The sequence below is a fragment of the Burkholderia sp. Bp9012 genome, from assembly GCF_003853825.1.
Lineage (GTDB): Bacteria > Pseudomonadota > Gammaproteobacteria > Burkholderiales > Burkholderiaceae > Burkholderia > Burkholderia diffusa.
Map to the genome: position 1 here is coordinate 138967 of NZ_QTQA01000005.1, position 25989 is coordinate 164955.

The 25989-nt window shown below is 68.5% G+C and carries 22 protein-coding genes; 9 read left to right on the plus strand and 13 right to left on the minus strand.

From position 1 onward, the window contains the following. Positions 1-76: 76 nt before the first annotated feature. The 4 genes from DIE11_RS08670 to DIE11_RS08685 form a co-directional block, all read right to left on the minus strand. Entirely contained in the window at positions 77-580 is a 504-nt protein-coding gene (locus tag DIE11_RS08670) for a periplasmic heavy metal sensor (protein WP_124622875.1), read from the minus strand. Then, positions 577-996, minus strand: a complete 420-nt coding sequence (locus DIE11_RS08675; RefSeq protein ID WP_059600562.1) for a hypothetical protein — start codon at positions 994-996, stop codon at positions 577-579. The genes DIE11_RS08670 and DIE11_RS08675 overlap by 4 nt, the downstream gene beginning before the upstream one ends. Continuing rightward, positions 993-1736, minus strand: coding sequence for an RNA polymerase sigma factor (locus DIE11_RS08680; protein ID WP_124622877.1), 744 nt, complete (start codon positions 1734-1736; stop codon positions 993-995). Before DIE11_RS08680 ends, DIE11_RS08675 begins: the two co-directional genes overlap by 4 nt. A gap of 217 nt (positions 1737-1953) precedes the next feature. Next, positions 1954-2253 (minus strand): YXWGXW repeat-containing protein, encoded by a 300-nt coding sequence (locus DIE11_RS08685; RefSeq protein WP_059600563.1) that lies wholly within the window; start codon positions 2251-2253, stop codon positions 1954-1956. 294 nt (positions 2254-2547) lie between these two features. Between DIE11_RS08685 and DIE11_RS08690 the strand changes: the two genes are divergently transcribed. Beyond that, positions 2548-4233, plus strand: a complete 1686-nt coding sequence (locus DIE11_RS08690) for a metallophosphoesterase family protein (protein WP_124622879.1) — start codon at positions 2548-2550, stop codon at positions 4231-4233. Between the two features lie 204 nt (positions 4234-4437). On the opposite strand, the gene DIE11_RS08695 is transcribed toward DIE11_RS08690, so the two are convergent. Both DIE11_RS08695 and DIE11_RS08700 read right to left on the minus strand, forming a co-directional pair. Further along, positions 4438-5070 (minus strand): LysE family translocator, encoded by a 633-nt coding sequence (locus DIE11_RS08695; protein ID WP_124622881.1) that lies wholly within the window; start codon positions 5068-5070, stop codon positions 4438-4440. Between the two features lie 131 nt (positions 5071-5201). Then, the gene (locus DIE11_RS08700; RefSeq protein WP_124622883.1) at positions 5202-6098 is read right to left on the minus strand and encodes a LysR family transcriptional regulator; all 897 of its coding nucleotides are present in this window, start codon (positions 6096-6098) and stop codon (positions 5202-5204) included. Between the two features lie 341 nt (positions 6099-6439). On the opposite strand from DIE11_RS08700, the gene DIE11_RS08705 reads away from it, so the two are divergent. From DIE11_RS08705 to DIE11_RS08715, 3 genes are all read left to right on the plus strand, one after another. Next, a complete protein-coding gene (locus DIE11_RS08705; RefSeq protein ID WP_124622886.1) occupies positions 6440-7288 on the plus strand; it encodes a sulfite exporter TauE/SafE family protein in 849 nt (282 codons plus the stop codon). Positions 7289-7364: 76 nt separating this feature from the next. Next, a complete protein-coding gene (locus DIE11_RS08710; protein ID WP_006760082.1) occupies positions 7365-7625 on the plus strand; it encodes a hypothetical protein in 261 nt (86 codons plus the stop codon). A gap of 272 nt (positions 7626-7897) precedes the next feature. After that, the gene (locus tag DIE11_RS08715) at positions 7898-8197 is read left to right on the plus strand and encodes a DUF4148 domain-containing protein (protein WP_059600568.1); all 300 of its coding nucleotides are present in this window, start codon (positions 7898-7900) and stop codon (positions 8195-8197) included. Between the two features lie 100 nt (positions 8198-8297). Here DIE11_RS08715 and DIE11_RS08720 read toward each other — a convergent pair whose 3' ends face one another. After that, positions 8298-10070 carry a diguanylate cyclase domain-containing protein gene (locus tag DIE11_RS08720; protein ID WP_124622888.1) on the minus strand — a complete coding sequence of 591 codons (1773 nt, stop codon included), beginning with the start codon at positions 10068-10070 and terminating at the stop codon, positions 8298-8300. Beyond that, positions 10067-11191 carry an extracellular solute-binding protein gene (locus DIE11_RS08725; protein WP_124622890.1) on the minus strand — a complete coding sequence of 375 codons (1125 nt, stop codon included), beginning with the start codon at positions 11189-11191 and terminating at the stop codon, positions 10067-10069. The genes DIE11_RS08720 and DIE11_RS08725 overlap by 4 nt, the downstream gene beginning before the upstream one ends. A 433-nt stretch (positions 11192-11624) precedes the next feature. On the opposite strand from DIE11_RS08725, the gene DIE11_RS08730 reads away from it, so the two are divergent. The 4 genes from DIE11_RS08730 (at position 11625) to DIE11_RS08745 (ending at position 15966) form a co-directional block, all read left to right on the plus strand. Then, positions 11625-13058: a PLP-dependent aminotransferase family protein gene (locus DIE11_RS08730; RefSeq protein WP_124622892.1), complete on the plus strand. Its 1434-nt coding sequence runs from the start codon at positions 11625-11627 to the stop codon at positions 13056-13058. A gap of 83 nt (positions 13059-13141) precedes the next feature. After that, the gene (locus DIE11_RS08735) at positions 13142-13537 is read left to right on the plus strand and encodes a hypothetical protein (protein WP_124622894.1); all 396 of its coding nucleotides are present in this window, start codon (positions 13142-13144) and stop codon (positions 13535-13537) included. A 189-nt stretch (positions 13538-13726) separates the two neighbouring features. Next, positions 13727-15511 carry a nitrite/sulfite reductase gene (locus tag DIE11_RS08740; RefSeq protein WP_124622896.1) on the plus strand — a complete coding sequence of 595 codons (1785 nt, stop codon included), beginning with the start codon at positions 13727-13729 and terminating at the stop codon, positions 15509-15511. Beyond that, the gene (locus DIE11_RS08745; protein WP_124622898.1) at positions 15508-15966 is read left to right on the plus strand and encodes a DUF934 domain-containing protein; all 459 of its coding nucleotides are present in this window, start codon (positions 15508-15510) and stop codon (positions 15964-15966) included. Before DIE11_RS08740 ends, DIE11_RS08745 begins: the two co-directional genes overlap by 4 nt. Before the next feature lie 73 nt (positions 15967-16039). Here the strand turns inward: DIE11_RS08745 and DIE11_RS08750 are convergent, their stop codons facing one another. The 3 genes from DIE11_RS08750 to DIE11_RS08765 form a co-directional block, all read right to left on the minus strand. Continuing rightward, complete coding sequence (locus tag DIE11_RS08750) at positions 16040-17320, minus strand: virulence factor family protein (protein WP_124622900.1); 1281 nt, start codon at positions 17318-17320, stop codon at positions 16040-16042. Next, positions 17317-19911, minus strand: a complete 2595-nt coding sequence (gene mprF / locus DIE11_RS08755) for a bifunctional lysylphosphatidylglycerol flippase/synthetase MprF (protein ID WP_124622902.1) — start codon at positions 19909-19911, stop codon at positions 17317-17319. The genes DIE11_RS08750 and mprF overlap by 4 nt, the downstream gene beginning before the upstream one ends. Positions 19912-20337: 426 nt before the next feature. Continuing rightward, on the minus strand, positions 20338-20781 hold the full coding sequence (locus DIE11_RS08765) for a hypothetical protein (protein ID WP_409364563.1): 444 nt from the start codon (positions 20779-20781) through the stop codon (positions 20338-20340). A gap of 164 nt (positions 20782-20945) precedes the next feature. Between DIE11_RS08765 and DIE11_RS08770 the strand changes: the two genes are divergently transcribed. After that, a complete protein-coding gene (locus DIE11_RS08770) occupies positions 20946-21404 on the plus strand; it encodes a hypothetical protein (RefSeq protein ID WP_185633734.1) in 459 nt (152 codons plus the stop codon). A 25-nt stretch (positions 21405-21429) separates the two neighbouring features. Here DIE11_RS08770 and DIE11_RS08775 read toward each other — a convergent pair whose 3' ends face one another. Beyond that, positions 21430-25617: a bifunctional nitrate reductase/sulfite reductase flavoprotein subunit alpha gene (locus tag DIE11_RS08775; protein ID WP_124622906.1), complete on the minus strand. Its 4188-nt coding sequence runs from the start codon at positions 25615-25617 to the stop codon at positions 21430-21432. A 16-nt stretch (positions 25618-25633) separates the two neighbouring features. Beyond that, a complete protein-coding gene (gene nirD, locus DIE11_RS08780; protein ID WP_124622908.1) occupies positions 25634-25981 on the minus strand; it encodes a nitrite reductase small subunit NirD in 348 nt (115 codons plus the stop codon). Positions 25982-25989: the final 8 nt, after the last annotated feature.

Genomic DNA, 25989 nt, shown 5'->3' on the forward strand with positions numbered 1-25989 from the left:
CGATCGGGCCATCATAATCCCGGGACGGGTATCGGCGTGAACGGTCATTCCGTGCCGTCACTGGACGACGTGTGGCTTATTCGTTTCCCGCCGCTCCCTGCTGCTTCTGCAATCTCGCCGGCAACCGCCAGTTCCCGCTACGCCGCAACCCGTCGACGAACTTCGCGCGCTCGTCCGGCGTGAGCGTCGCCGCGAAATCGACGACACTGCGCTCGACTTGCCCTCGCAACGCACTATCGGCCGCTCGCGTCCGATCGAGCGCCGCATCGATCGCCGGACGATCGAGCTGCGGCGCGGCCAGCAGATCGAGCACCGTGATCCGCCCATCGCGCCCTTCCCGCGCGAAATCCCGAGCGTCCTTGCGCGCCGCCTTCAGCGCCGCCGCGAACGCCCGCTGACGCGCATCGGACAATCCGTCCGCGGCGAACCGCAACGCCGTGCGCTGTCCGGGCATCCCCGTTCCATGCAGGTCGCGATGCGTCGAGAACCACTGATACGCGCCGCCGCCAATCGCGCCGAGCATGAACACGTTCAGCACGACCGACCCGACGAGCAACAATTTCCAGCCGCGTTCGCTCATTCGTCGCCTCCGTCGATGCTCGGGCCGCCGAACGTCGTCGTCAGGTAGCCCGGTTCGTGTTGCGCGATCGGCGCGCTGCCGAGCATCAGCATCGACACGGCCACCGCGCCGGCCAACGCGCCGGCCAGCCCGACACCCGCGAACGCCGCGCCCGACCACCACACCCTGCCCCGGCGCCGCGCACGTTGTGGCACCGGCGCCGACGCGACGATGCGTTCGACGAGCGCCGGCGCCGGCGGCGCGACCGTGTCCTGCATGAGCCAGGCATCGAGCTCGGCGGCATCGTCGAGCGCCTCCAGCGCGTCGCGCGGATGCGCTTGCGCCCACGCTTCGGCCGCCGCGCGTTCGTCTTGCGGCCAGCGCCGCGCATCCGAGCCGTACGCGGCGACGATGGTACGGAATCTTTCGGGTGTCATCGCTTGTCCTCGCTAGGTGGGTCGCCGGCCAGTTGCGCGCGCAGGTTGCGCCGTGCGCGCGCGAGCAGGCTTTCCAGCGCATCGACGGTGATGCCCATCAGGTTCGCCGCTTCAACGTTCGACATGTCCTGATAGTACTGGAGCACGAGCGCTTCCCGCTGCCTTGGCGGCAACGCGGCGAGCGCCTCGCGCACGCGCGCGTCGCGCGAGCGCAACTCCGCGTGCGCGGCCGGTTCGGGTTGCGGGTCGGGCATGTCGGGCAATGCGTCGACCGGCTCCTCGCGCCGCCCGCGCAAGCGGTCGTAGCACAGGTTCAGCACGACGCGATGCAGCCACGTGTCGAAGCGCGCTTCGCCATCCCGCCAGCGCGGCGCATGATTCCAGATCCGCAGGAAGGTTTCCTGCGCAACGTCTTCGGCTTCGGTCCGGTCGCCGAGCATGCGTGTCGCGAGCGCGAGCAAGCGCGGCAGTTTGCGTGCGACGAGCGCGCGCACGGCCGACGCGTCGCGCGCGCCAACCCGCGCGACGAGTTCCGCGTCCGGATCGGCGTCGCTCAACGCAGGCCGCTCCGCGATGCGCGGTGCGAACGCCGCATGCTGCCGGCGGTTGCGCCCGTTGTCCGGCTGAAGCTCATCGTCGTGCTCTCCTTGCATGCATCGGACCGGCGCTTCTTCGACACTTGGTGCGCCGCGCCCGGGATCGGCCCGGTCGATTTCGTCGAGATCCGGTTCGAACGGCATATCGATCCTGTCGATCACCCGCCGGCCGGCGCGATCAATATACGACGACCGGCGCGGGCCGGTAATACACCGGGCGCGCCGGCACCACGACGCAGCCGGCCAGCACGATGGCCGCGGCTGTCAGGATCACGATGGTTCGAAAAGGCATGGCTCGACCGATGAGATTGTGTGGAAGTCCCGCCGCGCGGACACTGCACGCCGCGCGGCGCCCTGCGCGTCAGGCCCAGTGGCCCGGCACCCAGCGCCAGTTCGGGCCGCGCGCGGCCCAGTGTCCCGGCACCCAGTGATAGCCGGCACGTACCACTTGCCAGTGACCTGGAATCCAAACGTAGCGGCCGTGGCGCCAATGCCAGTGGCCCTGATCCCATACGTAGCCCGCGCGCGGCGCCGGCATCACTTCGACGCGCGGCGGCGGCGGTGCGACCGGTGCGACGATGACGGCCTGCGCGAATGCGGCGGACGTCGCCAGCGCGGCCACGCATCCCGCGGCAAACCGTAATGAAATGGAAAGTTTCATGCAAGACTCCGAAGCATCGTTTCCCGGCCGGAAGTGGCCGTTCGTTCGTTAAACGACGCATGCGAAAAAATCCGTCGCGACACACGTAAAAAATTTCCGCCGTGACGGCAACGCCGCGCGCGCCATCGACGCATCGGGCCCGCGCATCGATTACCGTCTGTCACAACCCGGCAAAACTGCGCTTCGACAATGCGTGTCACCGGGATCCCGCTCGCTTCCGGCCCACGCCCCCGACGCGCTCGCGCACGGCCGGGCAGTTCCGCATCTCGCGTGTCATTCAACGAAAATACGATCATGTCGAACCAGGAAAACCTCCCCGCCGAGTCGAACGAGCCGGCCGCTTCCGTATCGCGTCGCGGCTTCCTGAAACTGGCCGGCGTCTCCAGCCTCGCCACCGCCGCGGGCGGGCTCGCGGCCGCCCGCGCCGCCGGGTCGAATCCGGACGGCACGCCCGAGCAGGTGCACCTGACATGGGGCAGCGACCCAACGTCGGAAGTCGCGATCTCGTGGGCGTCGCTCGCACCGGCCGTCAATCCGCGCGCGCGGATCGTCGCCGACGGCGAACCGGCACGCACCGTGCACGGCGTGCAGCGCATCTACACCGACGGCCTGAACGGCGAAACCGTGTTCACGTACCACGCACGGGTGCACGGCCTGAAGCCGAACACGCGCTACCGCTATGAACTGACGGCCGACAACGACAGCAACGCCGCGCAGCCGTTTGCCGCGACCTTCACGACCGCGCCGCGCGCGCGCGCGCCGTTCCGCTTCACGAGCTACGGCGACCTCGCGACGCCGAATGGCGCGTGGGTGCTGTCGTCGCCGCAAAGCCGCTTCGCGGTGCAGGCCGTCGAGCAGTTCCAGCCGCTGTTCCACCTGCTGAACGGCGACCTCTGCTACGCGAACCTGAACCCCGCGCATCAGCCGGAGGTGTGGCGCGACTTCGGCAACAACAACCAGACGTCCGCTGCGAACCGCCCGTGGATGCCATGCCCGGGCAATCACGAGATCGAATTCAACAACGGCCCGCAGGGGCTCGACTCGTATCTCGCGCGCTACATGCTTCCGGAGAACGGCACGCGCTTTCCGGGCCGCTGGTACAGCTTCCGCGTGAGCTCGGTGCTGTTCATCTCGCTCGACGCCGACGACGTCGTGTACCAGGATGCGGCCGCATTCGTCGGCGGCCCGAATCCGCTCGTGCCGGCCGCGAGCACCGGCCGCGCGCCGATCGAACCGGGCACGTCGTTCTACGTACGTGGCTACAGCAACGGCGAGCAGACGCGCTGGCTCGAGCACACGCTGCGTCACGCGTCCCACGATGACGACATCGACTGGATCGTCGTGCAAATGCACCAGGATGCGCTGAGCTCGTCGAAGACGGGCAACGGCTCCGACAAGGGCATTCGCGAGGCATGGCTGCCGCTGTTCGACCGCTACGGTGTCGACCTCGTGCTGTGCGGTCACGATCACGACTACGAGCGCAGCTACCCGGTGCGCGGCTGCAATCACCGCGCGGGCGTCGATGCTTCGACCGGCGAAGTCGTCGAGACGCTGCAGCCGCGTCCGGTCGGGTCGACCGACCCGAACAGCACGACGTTCGACACGAGCCACGGCACGATTCACCTGATTCTCGGCGGCGGCGGCACCAGTGCGCCGCTCGACGTGTACGGCGAAAACCCGGCGACCGGCTTTGCGCAGGCCAAGGTCTTCACGAAACCGAACCGGCCGGTGCCGGGCACCGCGCCGAACACGTTCGTGCGCAAGCCGGCCGATGCGCTCGAGGATGCGATCTGGTCCGCGCGCCGCGATACGGGCACGGGCTACGGGATCGCCGTGTTCGACCACGATCCGGGCAAGCCGGGCGGCCACACGACGATCACGATGCGCTATTACCACGCGCCGGGCGCGGATCAGCACCCGACCGCGCAGTACGAGCTGTTCGAGACGATCGAGCTGAGCAAGAAGCGCGGCGAGCGCTGACGCGGCGGCCGCCCGCGGCGCGCGATCGCGCGGCGGGCGGCCGGGGCCGGCTCGTGCGGGACATCGTGCGCAACGCGCACCGTCCACTTACCGGAACGGCGAATGCGCGACGGCCTGCTTCACGCGGATCGGCTGCACCCGTTCGTCCGCCGAAGGTTGCATGCGCATCGGTACGCCGATTGCCTCCGCTAGCCGTTCCACCGGCTAGCTTCGCGATTCCAGCGCGATACGCACGGCCAGTCCGGCCAGCACGGTCCCCATCAACCAGCGCTGCCCCCGTGCCCAGGCCGGCCGACCGGCAAGGAACTCCGCGATCGAGCCGGCCATGCTCGCGATCAGCGCGTTGACGCTGACGCTGACCGCGATCTGCACGCAACCCAGCGCCAGCGATTGCACGAGCACGCTGCCGTGCCCCGGCGAAATGAACTGCGGCAGCAGCGACAGGTACATCACCGCGATCTTCGGGTTCGCGAGGTTGGTGACGAAGCCCATCGTGAAGAGTCGCACGCCGCTCTCGTGCGGCAGCTGCCGCACCTGAAACGCGGAGCGGCCGCCCGGCTTGAGCGCCTGCCACGCGAGATATGCCAGGTACAGCGCGCCGGCGAAACGCAGCACGTCATACGCGTATGGCACGGTCAGCACCAGCGCGGTAAGGCCGAATGCCGCGCAGAACATGTAGAACACGAACCCCAGCGCGACGCCGCCGAGCGACACCAGCCCCGCGCGGCGGCCCTGGCAGATCGAGCGGGAGATCAGGTAGATCATGTTCGGGCCGGGCGTCAGGACCATGCCGAGCGACACGAGTCCGAAAGCAATCAGGGTGGGCAAGGCCGGCACGGCGGTCTCCTTCGAGGCAGTGAAGTCAGGGCGAGTGATCCACAATGTATTGCATGTCGACGGCTACCGACATGAATAAACTGCAAGTCGCCCATGAACGCGCTTCATACCCTCATCGCGCTGCCGACGCGTTACTTTCCCTTTCTCGCTCGCACCTGAATCGCCTTTCCCGCCTTCGCGCGCTGGGCGTCCACCAGCTTGACGAATGCGTCTGCGACCGCATTGCCGGTCGCGTTCCACGACAGCCGCACTGAACGGCGCAGCCTGGGCGACAGCTCCAGCACCCGGCCGCCGAACCGGGTGTAGGTGAGCGTGATGCGCGGGACGATCGACACGCCCATTCCCGCCTCCGCCATCGACAGGATGGTCCGCATCTCGACCACGTTGAACGCGGCGCGAAGCGACGCACCGTTGCGCGCGAAGTAATCTGCGATGACCGGCCCGCACCCCGCCTTCGAGAAAACGAACGGCATCGCGGACAACAGCTTCGCGGACACGCTCTTGCGGCCGTCGAACATGCCGTCCGCTGCCACCGCGACGAAATCCTCGTCGAGCAGCGGCAGATTGTTCGCGAAGGTCTTCGTGCCGGCGACCACGCCGACGTCGGCGGTGCCGTCGTCGAGCCATCCTTCGACCTCCGCGTCCGTGCCTTCGAGCAGTACCGCCGTCACGCCCTTGTGCGCCGCCTTCAACGCCTCGAGCGCGGGTACGACGAATGCGAGCGAAACGCTCGGCAGCGACGCGACCACCAGCCGCCCTTCGAGCTTGCCGCGCGACAGGCCGAACTGCTGGCGCAGCGTCTGTGCCTCGCGAACCACGTTCTGCACGTACGGCCACAGGCGTTCGCCGGCAGCAGTCAGGACGACCGGCTGGCGGTCGCGCAACAGCAGCTTGACCTCGGTGATGTCCTCCAGTTCGGTCAACGCATGACTGATCGCGGATTGACTGCGACTGAGCCGCTCGGCCGCGGCCGTCAGCGAGCCGAGTTCGACCACGGCCGCCAGGGCCTGCAACTGCGCAAGCGTCATCTCACCTCCTTGTTTCGGTCCATGTATTTTTCACATGATAGAGCCACGTATCATGAAGCGTATTGAAGCGCCCCAACGATATGGGCGCGACCCCACGACCGCGCCCGATGCCCCGCGTCGCGCTCGGGTAAGATTCAGCCTCGAACCGTGTCGAACGCCGGCGCCGTGGCACGCGCGGGCTTGCGCCAGCGCACCGATGCCTCCCTGTCGAATGCCGACGGCGGACGATGCAACGGGCGACCGGTTCGACGCAAAACCAAACAACGGCGTGCGCCATCGCACGCACCCGCAACGGGTGCCGTCGACCGCCCCGCCGCCGCTCATGTCTCGACCTGCTCCCGATGACTCATCTCGATCTGACTGAAGGTGTATTGGTGTCCAGCCTGCACGGGCTCGCGCTGCTCGACCTGATCGGCATCGCCGTCGCACTGCTGCTCGGCGGGATGGTCAAGGGGATCACTGGCATCGGCGTTCCGCTGGTGGCGATGCCGATCCTGAGCCAGTTCCTGCCGATCCGGCATGCGGTGCTGCTGCTGTCGATGCCGATCATCCTCGGCAACATCCCGCAGGCGCTGGAAGGCGGCGAGGTCCTGGCGACCGCACGCAAGATCGCCGCACCGATCGCGGGCACCGTGCTCGGCAACGTCGTCGGCGTCGCGATTCTCCTGTCGCTGAACGCGGGCCACGCACAGGCCGCGTCCGGCGCGCTGCTGATCGTCGCCGCGGCGCTGATGCTGAGCGCGCCGAAGCTGGCGCTGCCGGAAGCATGGCAAAAGCCGGTCGGGTTCGCGCTCGGGTTCGGCGCGGCGCTGATGGAGAGCATCGCGTCGGTGCCGGGGCCGCTGCTCGCCACCTACCTGATTTCATCCGGCGCGACCGGCCGCGCGTTCACGAAGCAGATCGCGATCATCCTCGTGGTGTCGATCGTCACACTGATCACGACGTTCAGCGGCGCCGCACACGCGAGCGCCGCCGACCTCGCGATTTCGGCCGCGGCCAGCCTGCCCGCCATCGCCGGCATGTGGCTCGTTCGCCCGCTGCGAGACAAAATGTCACCGCGCGTATTCCGGATGGTCGTCCTGCTGTTCGTGCTCGTCGCCGCGTCCCAGATGATCTGGAAGTCGGGCGTCTTCCGGCACGCGGCATCGCCCGTCGCGCAGGTCGACAGCCCGCATGCAAACGCGAAATGACGTCGGGCGCCCGCCGGCCCCGTCACGGTCCGTTCCCCCTTCAGCCCCGATCCCCAAGACGCGTTAGACTGTCTCGATGGAACAATGCCGTTATTGCCAGAGAATCCGCGATGAATGGGATTGCCACGGGGACGAATGCCGCCGGGCAATCGCGAAGGCACTGCGCCGGCAGCGCGCGGGCCTGCCGATGGTGCCCGATCGCATCCGCAACGAGCTGCCGTCCGGCGCGCCCACCCAGCAGGTGATCGCGGTCCTGTCGCGCCAGCGCCTGCGGGCGCGCCGCGGCAACGAAGAACGCCGCGAGCGCAAGGAGATCGACGACGCCGACGGCGTCTGATCCGGCAACGCCCCCCGTCCCGTCCCACCTGCCGGCGCCCGTCGCCGGGTGTTCGCCCATGCGCGGCGCCTCGCCGCTCCCGCCCGCCACCGGTCTGCGATTCCCACGACACGGAACAGGGACGGATCGGATTTCCGCTGGGATTATTATCCCGTTTGCAACGATCTTTAGTCGGAATCCACGTTTACCCTGAATCGGCCGACGCCTACGATGTAATCAATCGCTTACGACATGGTGTCGCCGGCGAACTCAATAGAACATCGGAGGTCATCATGAAATCGCTCGTTTCCGCAGTCGTTGCCGCTGTTGCCCTGTCCGCTTCGTTCGGCGCCTTCGCCCAAAGCACCGTGACCCGCGCGCAAGTGCGCAACGAACTCGTCCAGCTCGAAAACGCCGGCTACAAGCCGAGCCAGTCGAGCCCGCACTACCCGGCCGACATCCAGGCCGCGCAAGCGCGCGTGCAGGCCGCCGACGCCAGCGGCTACGGCGCGCAACCGGCCCCGGTCGTCCAGGGCGGCGCACCGGCAGTCAAGGTGCACAACGCGCGCGACTCGGTCTACTTCGGCCACTAAGCCCGCCGCTGCGCGCATCGCGCGCAGTCAACCCGGATCCGGCGAGCCCGTCCCATGACGGGCTCGTCGCATTTGCGCGGCACGCTGGACCGGCCCGCCGTCAGCGGCCGCCGCCCGCCGCTATGCGGGCGCCCGCATCCGCGCCGCCGCCGCCCAGCAGTTCCTGGTAACGCACGCACGCGCACTGCGCGGACGCCTTGGCCGCGTACATCGCCGCGTCGGCCTTGACCAGCAGTTCCTCCGCCGACGCGCCATCGACCGGATATTCGCTGACGCCGATGCTCGCGCCCACGGCCAGGTGACGGTCGCCGAACTCCAGCTCCTCGGCCATCACGATCTGGATACGCGACGCGATATCGCCGATCACCGCCGGCGATCGCACGTCCGAAATCAGCACGATGAATTCGTCACCGCCGAGCCGCGCGGCCATGTCACCGCTGCGCAGCACGAGGCTCAGCCGTTTCGCGACCGCGACGAGCGTGCGATCGCCGGCCGCGTGCCCGTGCTGGTCGTTGATCTGCTTGAAGCGGTCGAGATCGACGAACATCACCGCCAGCCCCTCGCGCTCCGCGGCCGCATGCCGGATCGCGGCATCGAGATGCTCCATGAACAGCAGGCGGTTCGGCAGGCCGGTCAGCGGATCGTGACCGGCGAGGTGTGTGAGCTCCAGTTGCTTCGCGCGCAGCATCGCGACCTGCGTGCGGATCTCGACGCGCATGCAGTCGAAACAGCGCGCCAGCACGCCGATTTCGTCGGCCCGCGCAACGGGCAACCGTTCGGCGGCCGGATCGTCGAACACGTGGGTCGCCGCGCGCGCGAGCATCTGCAACGGACGCGTGATCGCACGCGCGAACAGGATCGCGAGAATCACCGCCGCCAGGCTCATCAGGAACACCATCCGGATGATCCGTTCGCCGAGCATCCCGGCCGGCGCCAGCACGTCCGTGAGCGGACGCGCCATGCCGAGCACGACGAAGCGGTTGCCCTCGTTCTTGCCGAACGGCGTGCGCACGAACGCGAGCATCTCGCCCGGTACTTCGTCGGGCTGCGCGAGACCGTTGAGCGTCACGTTCGTGCGCGTCCCGGCGAACAGCAGCCGCGTGTCGGGAAAGCTGTCCTGCATCAGCACGCGCCGCCCGCGATCGAAGCCGAAGATCTGCGACGGATCGGGGTGCACGAGGAAGTCGCCCCACTCGTTCGCGAGGAACACCACGTAGTCTTGCGGCAGGTCGCGCTCGAGCCGATCGAACATGCGCGACAACTCGACGTCGACGACCAGCGCGCCGACGACCACGCCGGCCTGGTCGACGACCGGCGTGCCCACGCGCAGGATCGGCAGCCCTTCGGCCGCATGCGAGCCGGTCTCGTGATTGATCACGATCGGCGACAGGTAGATATGACCGGGCGCCGTCGCAAGCGTGTCGAATACGTAGGAAAACTGCCCTTTCTCCTGGAATGCACTCTCCGGCAGCACGACGATGCCGTGCGCGTCGCGATCGACGCGGATGCGCTCGAGCCCGAAATCGCCGCGCGCGATCAGCCGAACCTGCAGGTACTCGGGGTGGTTCTTCATGAAGCTGAAATACACCTGCTCGAGCCGCGAGCGCGGCGCGCGATCGGTGCCGCCGCCGCCCGCGACGAGCGCCGCCGACGGCAATTGCGCGAGCACGAGCGCATCGTCAGCCACGTCGGACAGCGCGGTCGTGAAGCGCTGTCCGAGCAATTGCGTCGACATCAGCAGGCTGTGCTGTGCTTCCTGCACCAGCATCGTCCGGTTCGCGCGGTAGGTGTAGTAGCCGGTCGTGCCGGACGCGATCACGCCGATGCACGCGAACAGCACCGACAGCTTCGACGTCAGCCCGAGCCTGATCATTTGTCGAATCGCTCCGGCCGATCGCCCGATACGATGCGGCTCCACAGCGACTCGCGCCGCGCGATGTCCTCGACCGGCTGGATCCAGACGAGGTGCTGGTGGCCGGCCTCGAGACCGGGTGGCGGCTCGAGCGTATTCGCGAGCCCCTGGCGTTCGGTCAGCAGCGCGCCGATCGCCGGTTCGAGCATGTAGTTGATCCATGCGAACGCGAGCTCGCGATGCTCCGCGCCGCGCGTGACGCCCCAGCAGTCAAGCCACGCGAGCGCGCCTTCGTTCGGAATCACGTAGCCGACATCCGCACCGGCGCGACGCAGTTGTTCGACCTGCTGCGTGCCGTAGTTGCCGAACATCAGCGCCGCGCGATGCTGGACGAACAGCGCGGTCGCCTCTTCAGGAAACGTGTAATACGTGAGCAGGTTGCGTCGCAGGTCGACCAGCTTGTGCGCGACGGCAAGAGTTTGCGCGGGCGACAGGTGAAACGGGTCGGGATAGCCGAGCGCGAGCGCGGTGAACGAAAAATTATGCTGCGCGCTGTTGAAGTCGAGCACCTTGCCGCGGTAACGCGGGTTCCAGAGTTCCAGCATCGAACGCGGCGCGACCGGCACCTGCTTGCGATCGTAGATCAGTCCCATCGACGAATACGTGAATGGAATCGCATAGGTCGCGCCGTTGTGCACGAGCCCGCCGATCGTCGCGAGCTGCCGGAAATTCGGCAGTTGCCGTCGACGGTTGGGGATCTGGGACAGGTCGATGGGTGTGAGCAGGTCGCCGCGCGCATAGCGCTGGATCTCGGCCGTGTTGGCCGCGAGCACGTCATACGGCGGTGGCGACGCGCTGTGCATTCGCGTCCACAACGCTTCGTCGGAATCGACGAACGTCACTTCGACGCGCACATGGAATTGCGTCTCAAATGCATTGACGACATCGTTGTCCGCATAGCCGGGCCATGCAAGGACGCGCAGTACGTTGTCGTTGACGGTCTCGGGAGAAGCGGCGAACGCGTGCACGCATGACACGCCCAACGCCAACAGGACGAGCAATCGACGGACGGCACGAAGCCCACGCTCGCGCGCGCCTATTCCCCTGATCAAAGGGACCCCGTATGAATGGCCCGACTGCATCCGCCGTCCTTTTTCGAGTCGACGCGTGATCGTGCAACAAGACCATAAAAAATATCGCGGCGCAATTGGAACAAGCCGCACGCGAATCGTGTCCGCCTCATGCGGAGGACGACATGCGTGCACCCGTTCGATCGCGTGTCGTCGCGCTCAGACGAATGCGTATGCGAGAACAACGAATGATCAGGAGAAAGTCGTTACGCGTCGTTGGCGCCGGACGCTTCCAGGCGAAAGGGACGGTGCTAACGGCCGCAACGCGGAGCAGAACGCGGCCTGATGCGGCGCAAGCATCGGCACTGGCATCGCCCCGAAAGCGCGGCCAGCCGCCGCGGCCGTCGCGCTTTCCTTTTCGGGCCGCTCGTCAGACAATGACCCGCCCCGCCGGCGTGGCGCCGCACTGGCCCGCGCGTAGCGCAAGCATGCACCACCCGCACCGATGAAACGCTACGAAACCCTCGCCCACACGATCGCCGACGAAATCCGCCACGGCAACCTCGCGGTCGGCACGCGCCTGCCGTCGCTGCGGCAGATCATCGCGCAACATGGCGTGAGCCAGTCGACGGTGTTTCGCGCGTATTACCTGCTCGAACAGTGGGGGCTGATCCGCGCACGCGAACGCTCCGGCTATTACGTCGCGCCGGGTGCGGGCCCGGCGGCGAACCCGCCCGCGAAACGCCGCGCGAGCCGCGCCGGCGCGACGCGCAAGGTCGACATCAGCGATCTCGTGTTCTCGGTGCTCGACGCCGCGACGCAGCCCGGCATCGTGCCGCTCGGCTCCGCCTTCCCGTCGCCGCAGCTGTTTCCGCTGCCGCGCCTCGCGAAGTCGCTCGCGCAGGCGACGCGGCTCGTCAGCCCGTGGAGCACGGTCGTCGATCTGCCGCCCGGCAACGAGGCGCTGCGCCAGCAGATCGCGCGCCGCTATCTGGCGACCGGCGTCGCACAGCCCGTCGACGAGATCGTCGTCACGAACGGCGCACTTGAAGCGCTGAACCTGTGCCTGATGGCCGTCACGCGGCCCGGCGACGTCGTCGCGGTCGAATCGCCCGGCTTCTATGCGGCGCTGCAGGCGATCGAGCGACTCGACCTGCGCGCGGTCGAGATTCCCGTCGATCCGCGCACGGGCCTCGATCTCGATGCGCTTGCGAACGCGCTCGACCGGCACGACATTCGCGCGTGCTGGTTCATGACCAATTTCCAGAATCCGACCGGTGTCACGTTGTCGCTCGACAAGAAGCGCGCGCTCGTGGAGATGCTTGCCGCGCGCGAGGTGCCGCTGATCGAGGACGACGTGTACGGCGAGCTGCATTTCGGCCCCGACTACCCGATGCCCGCGCGCGCTTTCGACCGGCACGGCCTCGTGATGCATTGCAGTTCGTTCTCGAAGACGCTCGCGCCCGGCTACCGGATCGGCTGGGCCGCCGCCGGCCGTTTCGCGGAAAAGGTGCAGCGGCTCAAGCTGATGACCACGCTGTCGGCGAGCATTCCCGCGCAGGTCGGCATCGCGAACTATCTGGAGCACGGCGGCTACGATCGTCATCTTCGCAAGCTGCGCGGCGCACTGCAAACGCAGCTCGCCCGCATGGACGACGCGCTGCGGCGCTGGCTGCCGGACGGCGTCGAGTGGGTGCGGCCGGACGGCGGGTATTTCCTGTGGCTGTCGTTTCCCGATGCGATCGATGCGATGGAACTGCACCGCCAGGCGATCGCGCGCGGCATCAGCTTCGCGCCGGGGCCGCTGTTCTCGGCCGCGCACGGCTTCGAGCGCTGCGTGCGCGTGAACTTCGGCCATCCGTGGAACCGCGACATCGAACGCGCGATCCGCGTGCTCGGCGAACTGGTCGCCGAGCCGGCCGTACGCAAGGCCGGTTGAGCCCGCACGCAGGCCACCGCCGCCGTGCAGCCGACGCACGCACGGGTTACAGTGCACCTCTTTTCGCCCCCTCGACCCATCCCATGAGCGCATTGCCGTACCTCGATCACGCCGCGCTGCTGAGGCTCGCCGCCGAAGCCGCTGGCGTCACGCAACCGTGCACCTGCACGAAGACCCCGCTTGCCGGCTGGACAAGCCTGCCGCTGTCGCTACGGGACCCGCAGCTCGTCGAAGTGGCGACGCTCATGCCGCCCGACGACCCCGAGCCGACCTACGACGAATACCATCCGGACCGCACGCGTTACGGGTCCGACGACGCACCGATCGCGCCGCGCCACTTTCCGTACAACCGCTGCAACGTCAGCCGCTGCGTGTCGTGCGGCCGGCTGTATCTGCGCTACCAGGAAGGCGGCGGCTACTTCATCGACCAGCGCATCCGCGCGCTCGATCCGGCGTTGATCGTCGACGCGCAGGCGTGAACCCGGCGCCGGCATGCGCAACGCATGCCGGCGCCCCGCGAATCTGCTGTGCCTTTTTCGTCCCGATCTGCTTCTTTTCCCGCCGCCCCGCGTTCCCTACGCTGTCTCCGATTGCCCGACACCCGTCGCAACGTTCCCTCCCGAGCGGCGCGCGCCCCCTGCGCCACCGCTCCTCTCTCGTATCACGTCATGTACCGATATACCGATTTCGACCGGGCGCTCGTGCTGAGCCGCGCCGCCCAGTTCCGCGACCAGCTCGAACGCTGGCAGCACGGCACGCTGAGCGAGGACGCGTTCCGGCCGTTGCGCCTGCAGAACGGCTGGTACGTGCAGCGCCACGCGCCGATGCTGCGCGTGGCCGTGCCGTACGGCGAACTGTCGAGCGCGCAGCTTCGCGTGCTCGCCCGGATCGCACGCGACTACGACGTGCCCGACGACGCCACCTATCGCGCCGCCTGCGACGCGCAGGCGCTGCTCGGCACGCTGCGCCTGCCGACCCGCAACGCACACTTCACGACCCGCACCAACGTGCAGTTCAACTGGATTCCGCTCGCGAAGGCGGCCGACGTGATGGACCTGCTCGCGACCGTCGACATGCACGGGATCCAGACGAGCGGTAATTGCATCCGCAACATTTCGTGCGACGAGCGCGCGGGCGTCGCGCCGGACGAGATCGCCGATCCGCGGCCGTTCGCGGAGGTGATGCGCCAGTGGACGACGCTGCATCCGGAATTCGCGTTCCTGCCGCGCAAGTTCAAGATCGCGATCACCGGCGCGGCCGAGGACCGCGCGGCGACCGACTGGCACGACGTCGGGCTGAAGCTCGTGCGCAACGACGCGGGCGAGCTCGGTTTTCGCGTGAGCGCCGGCGGCGGTATGGGCCGCACACCGCTGATCGCGACACTGCTGCGCGCGTTCCTGCCGTGGCAGCACGTGATGAACTACATCGAGGCGATCGTCCGCGTCTACAACCGCCACGGACGCCGCGACAACAAGTACAAGGCACGCATCAAGATCCTCGTGAAGAGCGAGGGGCAGCGCTACATCGACGACGTCGAGGAAGAGTTCCGCCAGATCGTCGAGCACGACGGCGGCCCGCACACGATTCCGCAGGCCGAGTTCGACCGCATCGCGGCATCGTTCGTGCCGCCGCGGCTGAAGCCGCGCACGCTCGACCTCGACGATGCCGAAGCACGCATGGCCGCCCACGCCAATCGCCATCCGGCCTTCGCGCGCTGGCTCGCGCGCAACGTCGCCGCACACCGCGACCCGGCGCTGCGCATCGTCACGCTGTCGTTCAAGCGTCGCCTGCAGGCGCCCGGCGATGCATCGCCCGAGCAGCTCGACGCGCTGGCCGAACTCGCCGAGCGCTTCTCGGCCGGCGAGGCGCGCGTGACGCACACGCAGAACGTGGTGCTGCCGTGGGTGCATGTCGACGACCTGTTCCTGCTGTGGGAGCACGCGCGCGCGATCGGTCTTGCCAGTGCGAACGTCGGACTCCTGACCGACATGATCGCGTGCCCCGGCGGCGACTTCTGCGCGCTCGCGAACGCGCGCTCGATCCCGATCGCCGACGCGATCGCCGAGCGGTTCCAGGATCTCGACATGCAGCACGACGTTGGCGACATCGACCTGCACATCAGCGGCTGCATCAACTCGTGCGGCCACCATCACAGCGGGCACATCGGCATCCTCGGCGTCGACAAGGACGGCGCGGAGTGGTACCAGGTGACGATCGGCGGCTCGGACGGTTCGAGCGCGAGCGGCCCCGCGCGACCGGGCAAGGTGATCGGCCCGTCGTTCTCGGCGGACGAGATCGTCGATGTCGTGGACGCGCTCGTCAACGTGTACCTGGACACGCGTCTCGATGCCGACGGCCGCAGCGAACGATTCATCGACACGGTGCGCCGCATCGGCACCGAGCCTTTCAAGGCGGCGGCGAACGACGCACGTCACCACGCGGAGCACGCATGAACCCGATCGACGAAACAGTAAACGCGAGCGCGAACGCACGCATCCGGCTGCTGACACCGGCCGAACACGCCGACGATACGAACGCGCCCGACATGGCGACCCGCACGACCCTGACGATCGGCAACGACGAGGAACTGCCGCCGCTCGCTGAACGAATCGCGCAGGCCGCGCGCATCGACCTGCACTTCCCGTCCTTCACCGACGGCCGCGCGTACAGCCAGGCCTATCTGCTGCGCAAACGCTTCGGCTTCGCCGGCGACTTGCGCGCGACGGGCGACGTGCTGATCGACCAGTTGCTGCTGATGGAGCGCACCGGGTTTTCGAGCGCGGTGCTCGGCGTCGATGCCGATCTGGCCGCCGCGCGCCGGCAGCTCGACCGGTTCCCGGGCTTCTATCAGCGCGATGCGAGAACGGCAACACCGCGGCAGGATGCGGCGACGCAGACGGAGCAATGAAAACGGGCGGCCCGCAGGCCGCCCGTCCGATGAACCGCAAGCGCCGCGCCCGCCGCGAAGCGGGCACCGGCGTTCAGCGCGCCGCCACCGGCTTGCCGAACGCGCCGAGGATCTTCCTCTCGAGCGCGATGTAGTCGTGGCCGAAGTGGTGGTCGCCCCCCGTCTTGATCACGTCGGCGCCGGTATTCGCGAGCGCCGGACACATCGTGTCCTTCTCTTCCGCGCCGTAGAAGCACTGCACGAGCTGCGGCGGTACCTTCGCGATCTCCGGCGCGACCTTCATCGCCTTGTCACTCGCCGGCATGCCGAGCCAGCCCGTCACGCGGATCTGGAAATCCGCCGCCGGCGCGAAGCCGAGCAGCGACATCACCGCGACCTTGTCGCGCAGGTCGCCCGGCAGCCGGTTGTACGCGAACGGCATCACGTCCGCGCCGAACGAGTAGCCAACCAGCGCCACACGGTTCGCATGCCAGCGCGCCATGTACGTACGCATCACGCGCGCGAGGTCGCGGCTCACCTGTGCGGGCGGCTTCTCGCTCCAGAAGTAGCGCAGGCTGTCGATGCCGACCACGGACACGCCGTCGCGCTGCAGCGCCTCGGCGATCGTCTTGTCGAGATCGCGCCAGCCGCCGTCGCCGGAGATCACGATCGCGAGGCGGTCGCTGCCACCCTTGGCCGGCAGCTCGACGAGCGGCAGGTCCGACACGTCGAGCTCGTCGCTGCTGCTGGTGTCGTGCAGGCGCGACGTCACGAGCGACACGAGCTTCGTGGTGTCGCCGGCCGCGGCCGTTTCAACGAAGCCCGGCATCGCGCGGCGCACGATCGTCGGATCGGGCGGGCACGGCTTGAAGCGCGCATCGAGCTTCGGCGCCGGCGCGACCGACACGACGCCGGCGATGGTGTTCTCCGGCGCCATCGACAGGATCTGCTTCGCGATCGCGCCGCCCTGGCCCACGCCCGCGACGATCGGCGTGTAGTAACGCGCCGATTGCGCGAGGCGTTCGAGCTGGTGGCTGACCGCCTCGGCGTCGCCGTCGAGGTGGTGACAGGTTTCCTGCTTCGCGGCGAGGTTCGCCGCGTAGCGCTCCGAATCCACGCCGACCGTCATCGCCCCCGCTTTAGCGAGTGCGTCGGCTGCCTGCTGATCGGCGGCGCCCCAGCCGCGCTCACGCGAGAACAGCACGACGAAGCCGCGCAGCGGGCCGCTCGGCTTCGTCACGGTCACGGGGCCGTAACGGCCGCCCGATACGGTTTCCGGTTTCGCCGCAGCCGGCTGCGCCGCGAGCGCGGCGCCGGCCAGCATCATTCCCGCGCAGGCGACTGCCGCCTGCGCGATACCCTTCTTCAACATCATGAACGCCGACCTCCAGCCAGCAGGGACAGATCCGCGAGCGTGACGAACACGCCGACCGAGCCCGAGGCCGCGAGATAGCGCGGCTCCCAGTGCGGCTCGAACTTGCTCTTGAATGCACGCAAGCCACGGAAGTTGTAGAAGCGGCCGCCGAAGCGCCAGACCATCAGCCCGAACCGGTGCCACGGCGACGGCATCTTCGCCGCCCCCATCCCCGAGAACGGCGCGATGCCCAGGCTCAGCTTGCGGAACCCCGCTTCCTTCAGGTGCAGCGCGAGCTGCGTAAACAGATACTCCATCGCATATGGCGACGCTTCCGGCAGATGACGCATCACGCCGACCGTCGCCTCGGTGTTGAGGTCGGTCGTCATGAACGTGACGAACGCGATCGGCTTGTCGGCCTGGCGCACGAGCATCACCGACTGCGTCGCGAGATAGCCGTCGTGGAACGCAGCCACCGAGAAGCTCTTCTCGCGCGCGTCGCGGCTGTCGAGCCAGCCGTCCGAGATGTCGCGCAGCGCCGGCAGCGCGGCCGGCACGTCGCTCGGCGCGATCACCTCGACCGTCAGCGCGTCCTTGTCGCCGCGACGCAGCGCATAGCGCAGGTGCGACCGGTTCGAACCTTTCAGGTCGAACCGGTCGAGCGCGATGTGCGCTTCCTCGCCGAGCTTCATCAGCGTGAGGCCCGCGTCGAGATACAGCGGCAACGCGTTCGCGCGCACCTGGTAGAACGCCGCACGGCCGCTGTGCGCGTGTGCGAGCGCAATGAACTTGCTGATCAGCGCCGGCCATTCCTCGCGCGGCCCGACCGGGTCGTGGAGCGCGGCCCACGTGCGGCCGTTCTTCGCATACATCAGGAACGCCTGGCGGGACTCCGAGAACAGGAACGACTTGTCGCCCATCAGCGCGAGGCCCGCGTCGCTGCACTCCTGCGCGCGGATGATCCGTTCGGCATCCGACAGGTCCTGCTCCGCGGGCTTCACGAAACGGCCCGGCGCCGGGCGCAGCAATTGCCACAGCGCGAACAGCGCGACGAACACGCCGGCTGCGAGCGTCGCGCGCAGCGCACGCGGCGCACGCGCGTCGAACGAGAAATGCGACCACAGCTCGCGTGTGTACGGCACGTCGCGGAACGCGAAGAACAGCACCCACACGGCCAGCATCAGCACCATCGCCACCGACACGAACCAGCTCACCGTGAAGCGCTCGGCGAGCAGCGACGAATGCCGGTTGAAACGGCGGCGGCTGACGAGCAGCAGCACCAGCAGAATGCCGAGCACGCCGGCCTCGACGAACGCGAGGCCCTTCGCCAGCGACAGCGCGAGGCTCGCGAGCGTCAGCGCGAACGTCATCCACCATGCGCCGTCGAGGCGGCGCAGCAGCCCGCGCGCGACGAACAGCAGCGCGACGCCCAGCACGCTGCAGATCACCTGCGAGCCTTCGAGCACCCACAGCGGCACGAGGTGGCGCAGGATCGCGATCCGGTGCCAGAACGCGGGCGTCGCGCTCGAGATCACCAGCATCCCGCCGACCGCGAACGTCACGAGGCTCAGGAACAGCGGCGCCAGTTGCGACACGCGCGCGGCCTGCCTCGACACGAGCCGGCGCCGCAGCGCGCGGCCTTCGAAACCGGCCAGCAGGCCGGCCGACAGCACGAGCGGCACGCCGAAATAGATCGCGCGATACGCGATCAGCGCGGCGACCATCGCGTGCGGCGGCACTTCGCGACCGAGCGTGAAGACCATCGCGGCTTCGAATACGCCGATCCCGCCCGGCGTATGACCGATCATCCCGAGCAGCAACGCCGCGGCATAAACAGTAATGAAGGTCGGGAAACCGACCGGCGCGGCCGGCAGCAGCACCCAAAGCGTCAGGCCGGCCGCGACGACGTCGAGCACCGCATAGACGACCTGCGCGACGAGATCGCGCCGCGCCGGCACGTCGAACGACAGCCACTTGAAACGCGTGACGACCGGGCGCGCGGTGTTGCCGCACATCATGACCATCGCGGCCAGCACCACGAGCAGCGCCGCGCCGGTCCACGTCAGCACGCCGGGCGCGACGTGCAGCATCGCGGCAAGCGCCTCCGGCACGCAGACCATGCCGATCGCCGTCATCCACACCATCGCGAGCGCCAGCGTGCCGCTCGTGAACACCGTCATCCGGCCGATCTGCGCGGGCGTGACGCCCGACACGCCGTACACGCGCGCGCGGACCGCGCCGCCCGTCAGCGCGCCGAAGCCGGTCGCGTTGCCCAGCGCGGAGCCGGCGATCGCGCCGATCCACAGCGCGGCGCGCGGCACCTTCGCGGCAACGTAGCGCAGGCCGACCGCGTCGCGGGCGACGAGCGCGAGATAGCTGAGCGCCGTCGCGGCCAGCGACGCGCTCCACTCACCGGCGGACATGTGACGCAGCTGGCGGATCACCGACCGGTAGTCGACGGATTCCGACAAGTGCTGGAAGACCACGATCAGCAGCAGGCCGATGCCGAGCGCGAGCAGCGGCGACAGCACACGCTCGTTGCGGATCAACGCCCGGGCACGGGCGATCACCGCCGCGGCGCGGCCGGGCGAACCAGAGTGGCGGGAAGACATAGGTTGTTCAGTGGTGGTGCATAGCGTGTCGCGGCGCAAGACGGCCAGGCGGCGACGTATCTGGTTGTTCTGCGTGGGCGGTCGGCCGACGGAAATCGCGGGCGGCGCCTGGATCAGAACTTACGAGTATACGGAATTTATATTACAGATTCTTTCAGATTCGGATTGTGCGGTTTTGTGGCGTCTCGCACATCAAAATCGCATCAAAAATATCGCGTCCGACAAACGCAAGGTGCGCATCATACCGGGAACCGGCGGGGTTTTTTCATCGGATGAATGACCGGGGGCGGAATTGGGAAAAATTCTCCCGGCCGGGCTGCACGGACGAGGACGAATTCACGAACCGGCGCGACCCGCCGGAAATGGGGACGGGTCTGTGTGGCGGGCCGCCCGCCGTGTCCCGCGCCGGGCACACACGGCCCTTCATTACTCCGCCCGCTCATGCTCCCCTAACCCGATCGCCTTGTAGTCATAAGTCGGATAAAACTCCGTCCGATACGCGCCCCATGCCGTATCCTCGAGCACGCGATTGACCTCCCGCAGCCGCGACGCCGGCAGCCGCAGCACGACGATCTGCCCGATCCCCATCGTCACGGTCCAGCTCACCACCTCCACGCCCGGCGGCGGAAACGCCTTGTAGAACCCCTGCTTCGCGAGTTGCGCATTCAGCTCGGCGAGCGGGCGCGACTGGTCGTGCTTGAGGAACACGGTCAGCAGCACCGCATTGTCGGGCGTCGCGGCAGCCGTGCCCGTGGGCGGCGTCGAGCCCTGCGCGGCGGCGGGCAGGCTCCATGCCGCGGCGGCCGCCAGGATGCCCGCCATGTAAACGGTCGCGGCCCGGTGCGCCGCGCTGACAAATCCCTTCTTCATGCTTGCTCCGGTCGATCGTGTAGGAACGATGCGCACCGGCCGCGTAACGAACCGGCCGGCGCCTGCGCCTGTGCTACGCTGCGACGATCGATTCCCGCCTGCGGCCGCAACGCCGCCGGCCGCACGCAAACGGCATGCCCGCCGCCGCGAAGGAACCCATCGAAATGAAAATGACTTCGCTGAAGAATATGCCGATTTTCGGCGGCGATACGCCGGAAACCGTGCGGGTGGCAGTCACGCTGCTGACGGGCGCGTGGTGCATCTTCGCGTACCGGGTCGCCGTTTTCGAGTCGGCGGTCGTTCCGGCGCTGCTCGACCGCTTCCCGAGCGGCTCGCTTCACGCCGGGATGGTCCGGATGCTCGCGGCGACCTTCGTCGCGATCGCCGTCGCCCTCGCGCTGCTCGTCGTGCAGATCGCGCGCCGGAAGAACTGGGCGCGCATCACGATGATCGGGCTGGTCATCGCCACGCTCGCGTTGATGGCCTTCACCGTCGCGCACCGGCCGGCCGATTTCCTGAGCACGGTCTACTGCCTTTTCACGCTGGCGACCTTGCTGTTGCTGTCGCGCTCGAGCCGGCAGTGGTTCGACCAACCGCGACCGCAACCGGACGAACAGCCGTAACCCTCCCGGCCCGCGTCGCCAGCGTTCAGTACACGTCCCGCATGTAGCGGCGCGCCTTCGAAAGCCGCGCGACGTAGTCGTTCGCGGCTTCGTCCGACATCCCGCCGTGCTCGGCGACCACCGCCTTCAGCGCGGCATCGACGTCCTTCGCCATCCGCGCCGCATCGCCGCACACGTAGAAGTGCGCACCTTCCTCCAGCCACGCGAACAGCTCGGCGCCCTGCTCGCGCATCCGGTCCTGCACGTAGATCTTGTCGGCCTGGTCGCGCGAGAACGCGAGATCGAGCCGCGTCAGGAAGCCGCTGTCGTGCATCGCGCCCAGTTCGTCGCCGTAGTAGAAGTCGGTCTGCGCGTGCTGCTCGCCGAAGAACAGCCAGTTTCGGCCGCGTGCGCCACGTGCTTGCCGCTCGTGCAGGAAGCCGCGGAACGGCGCGACGCCGGTGCCGGGGCCGACCATCACGATCGGCACGTCGCCGTTCACCGGCGGCCGGAAATGTGCGGACTTCTGCACGAACACGGGCACGCGGCCGTCGTCCGCGCGATCGGCGAGGAACGTCGACGCAACGCCTTTGCGCGCACGCCGCCCGTTGTGATAGCGCACGGCCGACACGGTCAGGTGGATCTCGCCCTGGTGCGCGCTCGGGCTCGACGCGATCGAATAGAGGCGCGGCTGCATGCGCTTCAGCATCCCGACCAGCTCCGTGCCCGACAGATCGACCGGGAACTCGTGCAGCACGTCGGCGAGCTGTTGCCCCCACAACCATTGCTTCAGGTCGGCCTTGCGATCGTCGCCGAGCAGCGCCTTCAGTGCGCCGTTCGCGCTGCGCGACGCGATGACCGCGAGCGTGTCGGGATGCGGGCGCGTGATGTCGAAGTGGCGCGCCAGCGCGTCGCCAAGGCGCACGTCGCCGACACCCGCCACCGACACGGGAGCGTCAGCCTTCAGCGCGGTGACGGACAGCAGTTCGTCGACCAGCTCCGGGCAGTTGGTCGGCCACACGCCGAGCGCATCACCGGTTTCGTATTCGAGGTTCGCGCCTTCGGTCGACAGCGACACGTAGCGCGTGTCCTTCGCCGCGCCCGGCCGGTTGAGCCGCAGGTTCGCGACGAGCTTCGACGGCGCCGGATGCGCCTTGGTCGGCAGCAGCCCCGACGGGCTCAATCCAGCGGACGGCACCGCATGCAGCGCGGCATCGGCTTCCTTGATCCGGGCGACGACGCGTTCGAGCCACTGGTCGGCGTCGCGCTGGAACTCGACGTCGCAATCGACGCGCGCGCAAAGACGCGCCGCGCCGAGTTCCGCGAGCCGCGCGTCGAGCCGGCGGCCATGGCCGCAGAACTGGTCGTAGTTGCGATCGCCGAACGCGAGCACCGCGAAGTGCACGCCGTCGAGGCGCGCGGCGCTGCCGGCCTGCAGCGCTTCCCAGAACTCGCTGCCGTTGTCGGGCGCGTCGCCGTCGCCGAACGTGCTCGTCATCAGCAGCACGTATTGCGCACCGGCAAGCGACGCCACCGGATAGTCGGACATGCACGCGGTGCGGATCTCGAAGCCCGCATTCATCAGCTGCGTCGCGTAATCCTCGGTCAACGATTCGATGTTGCCGGTCTGCGATGCCCACAGCAGCACGACCTTCGGCCGCGTGCGCACGATCCGCACACCGCCGGGCGCGCTGGCATCGGCCGGCAGCGCGGGCGCCGCCGCACCCGGCACGCTCGCCGGCAGCGAGCGGCTGAACAGCCCCGCCAGCATCCCGTCGAGCCAGAACCGCACCGGCGGCGTAAGCGGCGCGCTGGCCGGCAGCACGGGCACGCTGCCCTCGCGCCGGCCGGCGCTCGCCTTCAGCCCGCTGACAAGGCCGGCCACGTACAGCCGTTCGGTGTCCGTCAATGGCGGCGGAGCGAGGTCGGCCACGCCGAGCGCGGCCGCGAAAGTGTCGATGTCTGCCATGTCGGATTCCTGTGAAGCAGTAGCCTGCACCAGCGCCGGGGCGGGCCGCGCGTCGTCGGCGCCTGCGTCGGGTTGCGCCGTCTCTTCGTCGGCGGCCGCGAACGCATCGGTCTCGACGCGCCGCAACGCGACCGCGCAGTATTTCAGTTCGGGTTGCTGCGATTCGGGATCGATCGCGTCGTTCGTCACCGCGTTGATACACAGGTCGTCGCCGTACACGTCGTTCCAGTGCATCGGCGCGAAGCAGTTGCCGCGCCGCACGCGCTCGGTCACGACGGCCGGCAGCACCGCGCGGCCGCGCGCCGAACGAATCTCGACGCTGTCCTTCGTGGCAACGCCGAGCGCGCTCGCATCGTCCGGGTGCAGTTCGACGAACGGGCGCGGGTTGAGCTTGTTCAGCATCGCGACCTTGCCCGTCTTCGTCATCGTGTGCCATTGATGCTGCAGCCGCCCAGTGTTCAGCACGATCGGGAACGTGTCGTCGGGCAGCTCGGCCGGATCGACATGCGCCCGCGCGAAGAAGCGCGCCTTGCCCGACGGCGTCGGGAACGCGAGGCGCGGCGCGTCGTGCCCGTCGGCCGCCGGACGCGGCGTCTGGCTCACGCCGTCGTTCAGGTAGCGGATCGGGTGCCGCTCGCGCGCGGTGCCCGGCGCGACCGGCCATTGCACCGGGCCCTCGCGCAGCGCCGCATGGCTCGCGCCGCGCAGGTCGTAGCCGGTCGCCGGATTCGAGAAGCGCACGATCTCGTCGAACACGTCGGCCGCCGACGCATAGTCGAACGCATCGCCGAAGCCCATCGCGCGCGCGACTTCCGCGACGATGCGCCAGTCCGGCAGCGCGTCGCCGGGCGGCGCGACCGCCGCGCGCATCAGCGTCATGTTGCGCTCGGAGTTGATCATCACGCCGTCGCCCTCGGCCCACAGTGCGCCGGGCAGCAGGATGTCCGCGTAGCGGTTGGTTTCGGTGTCGAGGAAGGCATCCTGCGCGATCACGAGCTCGGCGGCCTGCAGCCCGGCGATCACGTTCTGCCGGTTCGGTACCGTGGCGACCGGGTTCGTGCAGATGATCCAGCATGCCTTGATGTCGCCGGCCGCCATCCGCGAGAACAGGTCGACCGTGCCCTGCCCCGTCTCCTTGCGCAGCGTGCCGGCAGGCACGCGCCACAGGTTCTCGACGAACCGGCGATCGTCGTCGGACGTCACCGAGCGCTGGCCCGGCAGCCCGGGGCCCATGTAGCCCATCTCGCGCCCGCCCATCGCGTTCGGCTGGCCGGTCAGCGAGAACGGCCCGCTGCCGGTGCGGCAGATCTTGCCCGTCGCGAGATGCAGGTTGCAGATCGCGTTGGTGTTCCACACGCCGTGCGTGCTCTGGTTGAGCCCCATCGTCCAGCAGCTCATCCATTCCTGCGCGTCGCCGATCCATTGCGCGGCCGTGCGGAGGTCGGCTTCCGCGAGACCGGTGATTTCCGCGACGCGCTCCGGCGTGTAGTCGGCGAGGAACGCGGGCATCGCGTCCCAGCCTTCGGTGTACGCATCGATGAACGCGGCGTCGGTGCGGCCGTTCGCATGCAGCAGGTGCAGCAGCCCGTTGGTCAGCGCGAGATCGGTGCCCGGCCGGATCTGCAGGAACAGGTCGGCCTTGTCGGCCGTGCCGGTGCGGCGCGGATCGACGACGATCAGCTTCGCGCCGGCCTTCACGCGATCCATCATCCGCAGGAACAGGATCGGATGGCAGTCGGCCATGTTCGCGCCGATCACGAAGAACAGGTTCGCGCGATCGAAATCCTGGTACGACCCGGGCGGGCCGTCCGCGCCGAGCGACTGCTTGTAGCCGGTGCTCGCGCTCGCCATGCAGAGGCGCGAGTTCGACTCGATGTTGTTGGTGCCGACGAAGCCCTTCGCGAGCTTGTTGACGAGGTATTGCGCCTCGATCGACATCTGCCCCGACACGTAGAACGACAGCGCATCGGGCCCGTGCGTGTCGAGCACCGCGCGCAGCCGCCGCGCGGTCTCGGCGATCGCGTCGCGTGCCGGCAGCGGCACGAGGTCGTCCTCGCGCGCGCGCCGCACGAACGCGCGGTCGAGCCGCCCGGAACGGCGCAACGCGACGTGCGCCGACGAGCCCTTCGTGCACAGCCGCCCGAAGTTGGTCGGATGGTCGGCGTCGCCGGACACCTTGACGACTTCGCCTTCCTCGACGTGCAGCACCATCCCGCAGCCGACGCCGCAGTACGGGCACACGCTCTTGACGGGGGTGGCGGTCATGCGCGCTCCGGGGCGATCAGGCTGCGATCCACACGAAACCGTCCTCGACCCGCGACGGATACGCGCTCACCGACTGCTCGGGCGCCTCGAGGCATTCGCCGGTGCGCAGATCGAAATGCTGCTTGTACAGCGGCGACGCGACGACGACACGCTCGCCGAGGCTGCCGATCAGCCCGCGCGACATCACGGCCGCCTGGGACACGGGATCGACGTTGTCGATCGCGAACACGCCGCCTTCTTCGGCATGCGCGACGTGAAAGACCGCGACCTGCGCGCCGTTGACGAGTGCACACACGCCGGTGTTCGGCACGATGTCGTCGAGCGGGCACACGCGGGTCCAGGACAGCGGAAGACGATCGTTCATGATGGGCT

Excerpts from the sequence above, each read along its gene's own strand:
- DIE11_RS08745 (WP_124622898.1), top strand. The coding sequence starts at position 15,508 with ATGAACCCGATCGACGAAACAGTAAACGCGAGCGCGAACGCACGCATC.
- DIE11_RS08775 (WP_124622906.1), bottom strand. The coding sequence starts at position 25,617 with ATGACCGCCACCCCCGTCAAGAGCGTGTGCCCGTACTGCGGCGTCGGC.
- DIE11_RS08720 (WP_124622888.1), bottom strand. The coding sequence starts at position 10,070 with ATGATCAGGCTCGGGCTGACGTCGAAGCTGTCGGTGCTGTTCGCGTGC.
- DIE11_RS08670 (WP_124622875.1), bottom strand. The coding sequence starts at position 580 with ATGAGCGAACGCGGCTGGAAATTGTTGCTCGTCGGGTCGGTCGTGCTG.
- DIE11_RS08735 (WP_124622894.1), top strand. The coding sequence starts at position 13,142 with ATGAGCGCATTGCCGTACCTCGATCACGCCGCGCTGCTGAGGCTCGCC.
- DIE11_RS08750 (WP_124622900.1), bottom strand. The coding sequence starts at position 17,320 with ATGATGTTGAAGAAGGGTATCGCGCAGGCGGCAGTCGCCTGCGCGGGA.
- DIE11_RS08725 (WP_124622890.1), bottom strand. The coding sequence starts at position 11,191 with ATGCAGTCGGGCCATTCATACGGGGTCCCTTTGATCAGGGGAATAGGC.
- DIE11_RS08700 (WP_124622883.1), bottom strand. The coding sequence starts at position 6,098 with ATGACGCTTGCGCAGTTGCAGGCCCTGGCGGCCGTGGTCGAACTCGGC.
- DIE11_RS08710 (WP_006760082.1), top strand. The coding sequence starts at position 7,365 with ATGGAACAATGCCGTTATTGCCAGAGAATCCGCGATGAATGGGATTGC.
- DIE11_RS08675 (WP_059600562.1), bottom strand. The coding sequence starts at position 996 with ATGACACCCGAAAGATTCCGTACCATCGTCGCCGCGTACGGCTCGGAT.
- mprF (WP_124622902.1), bottom strand. The coding sequence starts at position 19,911 with ATGTCTTCCCGCCACTCTGGTTCGCCCGGCCGCGCCGCGGCGGTGATC.
- DIE11_RS08690 (WP_124622879.1), top strand. The coding sequence starts at position 2,548 with ATGTCGAACCAGGAAAACCTCCCCGCCGAGTCGAACGAGCCGGCCGCT.
- DIE11_RS08685 (WP_059600563.1), bottom strand. The coding sequence starts at position 2,253 with ATGAAACTTTCCATTTCATTACGGTTTGCCGCGGGATGCGTGGCCGCG.
- DIE11_RS08765 (WP_409364563.1), bottom strand. The coding sequence starts at position 20,781 with ATGAAGAAGGGATTTGTCAGCGCGGCGCACCGGGCCGCGACCGTTTAC.
- DIE11_RS08680 (WP_124622877.1), bottom strand. The coding sequence starts at position 1,736 with ATGCCGTTCGAACCGGATCTCGACGAAATCGACCGGGCCGATCCCGGG.
- DIE11_RS08730 (WP_124622892.1), top strand. The coding sequence starts at position 11,625 with ATGAAACGCTACGAAACCCTCGCCCACACGATCGCCGACGAAATCCGC.
- DIE11_RS08715 (WP_059600568.1), top strand. The coding sequence starts at position 7,898 with ATGAAATCGCTCGTTTCCGCAGTCGTTGCCGCTGTTGCCCTGTCCGCT.
- nirD (WP_124622908.1), bottom strand. The coding sequence starts at position 25,981 with ATGAACGATCGTCTTCCGCTGTCCTGGACCCGCGTGTGCCCGCTCGAC.
- DIE11_RS08740 (WP_124622896.1), top strand. The coding sequence starts at position 13,727 with ATGTACCGATATACCGATTTCGACCGGGCGCTCGTGCTGAGCCGCGCC.
- DIE11_RS08705 (WP_124622886.1), top strand. The coding sequence starts at position 6,440 with ATGACTCATCTCGATCTGACTGAAGGTGTATTGGTGTCCAGCCTGCAC.
- DIE11_RS08770 (WP_185633734.1), top strand. The coding sequence starts at position 20,946 with ATGAAAATGACTTCGCTGAAGAATATGCCGATTTTCGGCGGCGATACG.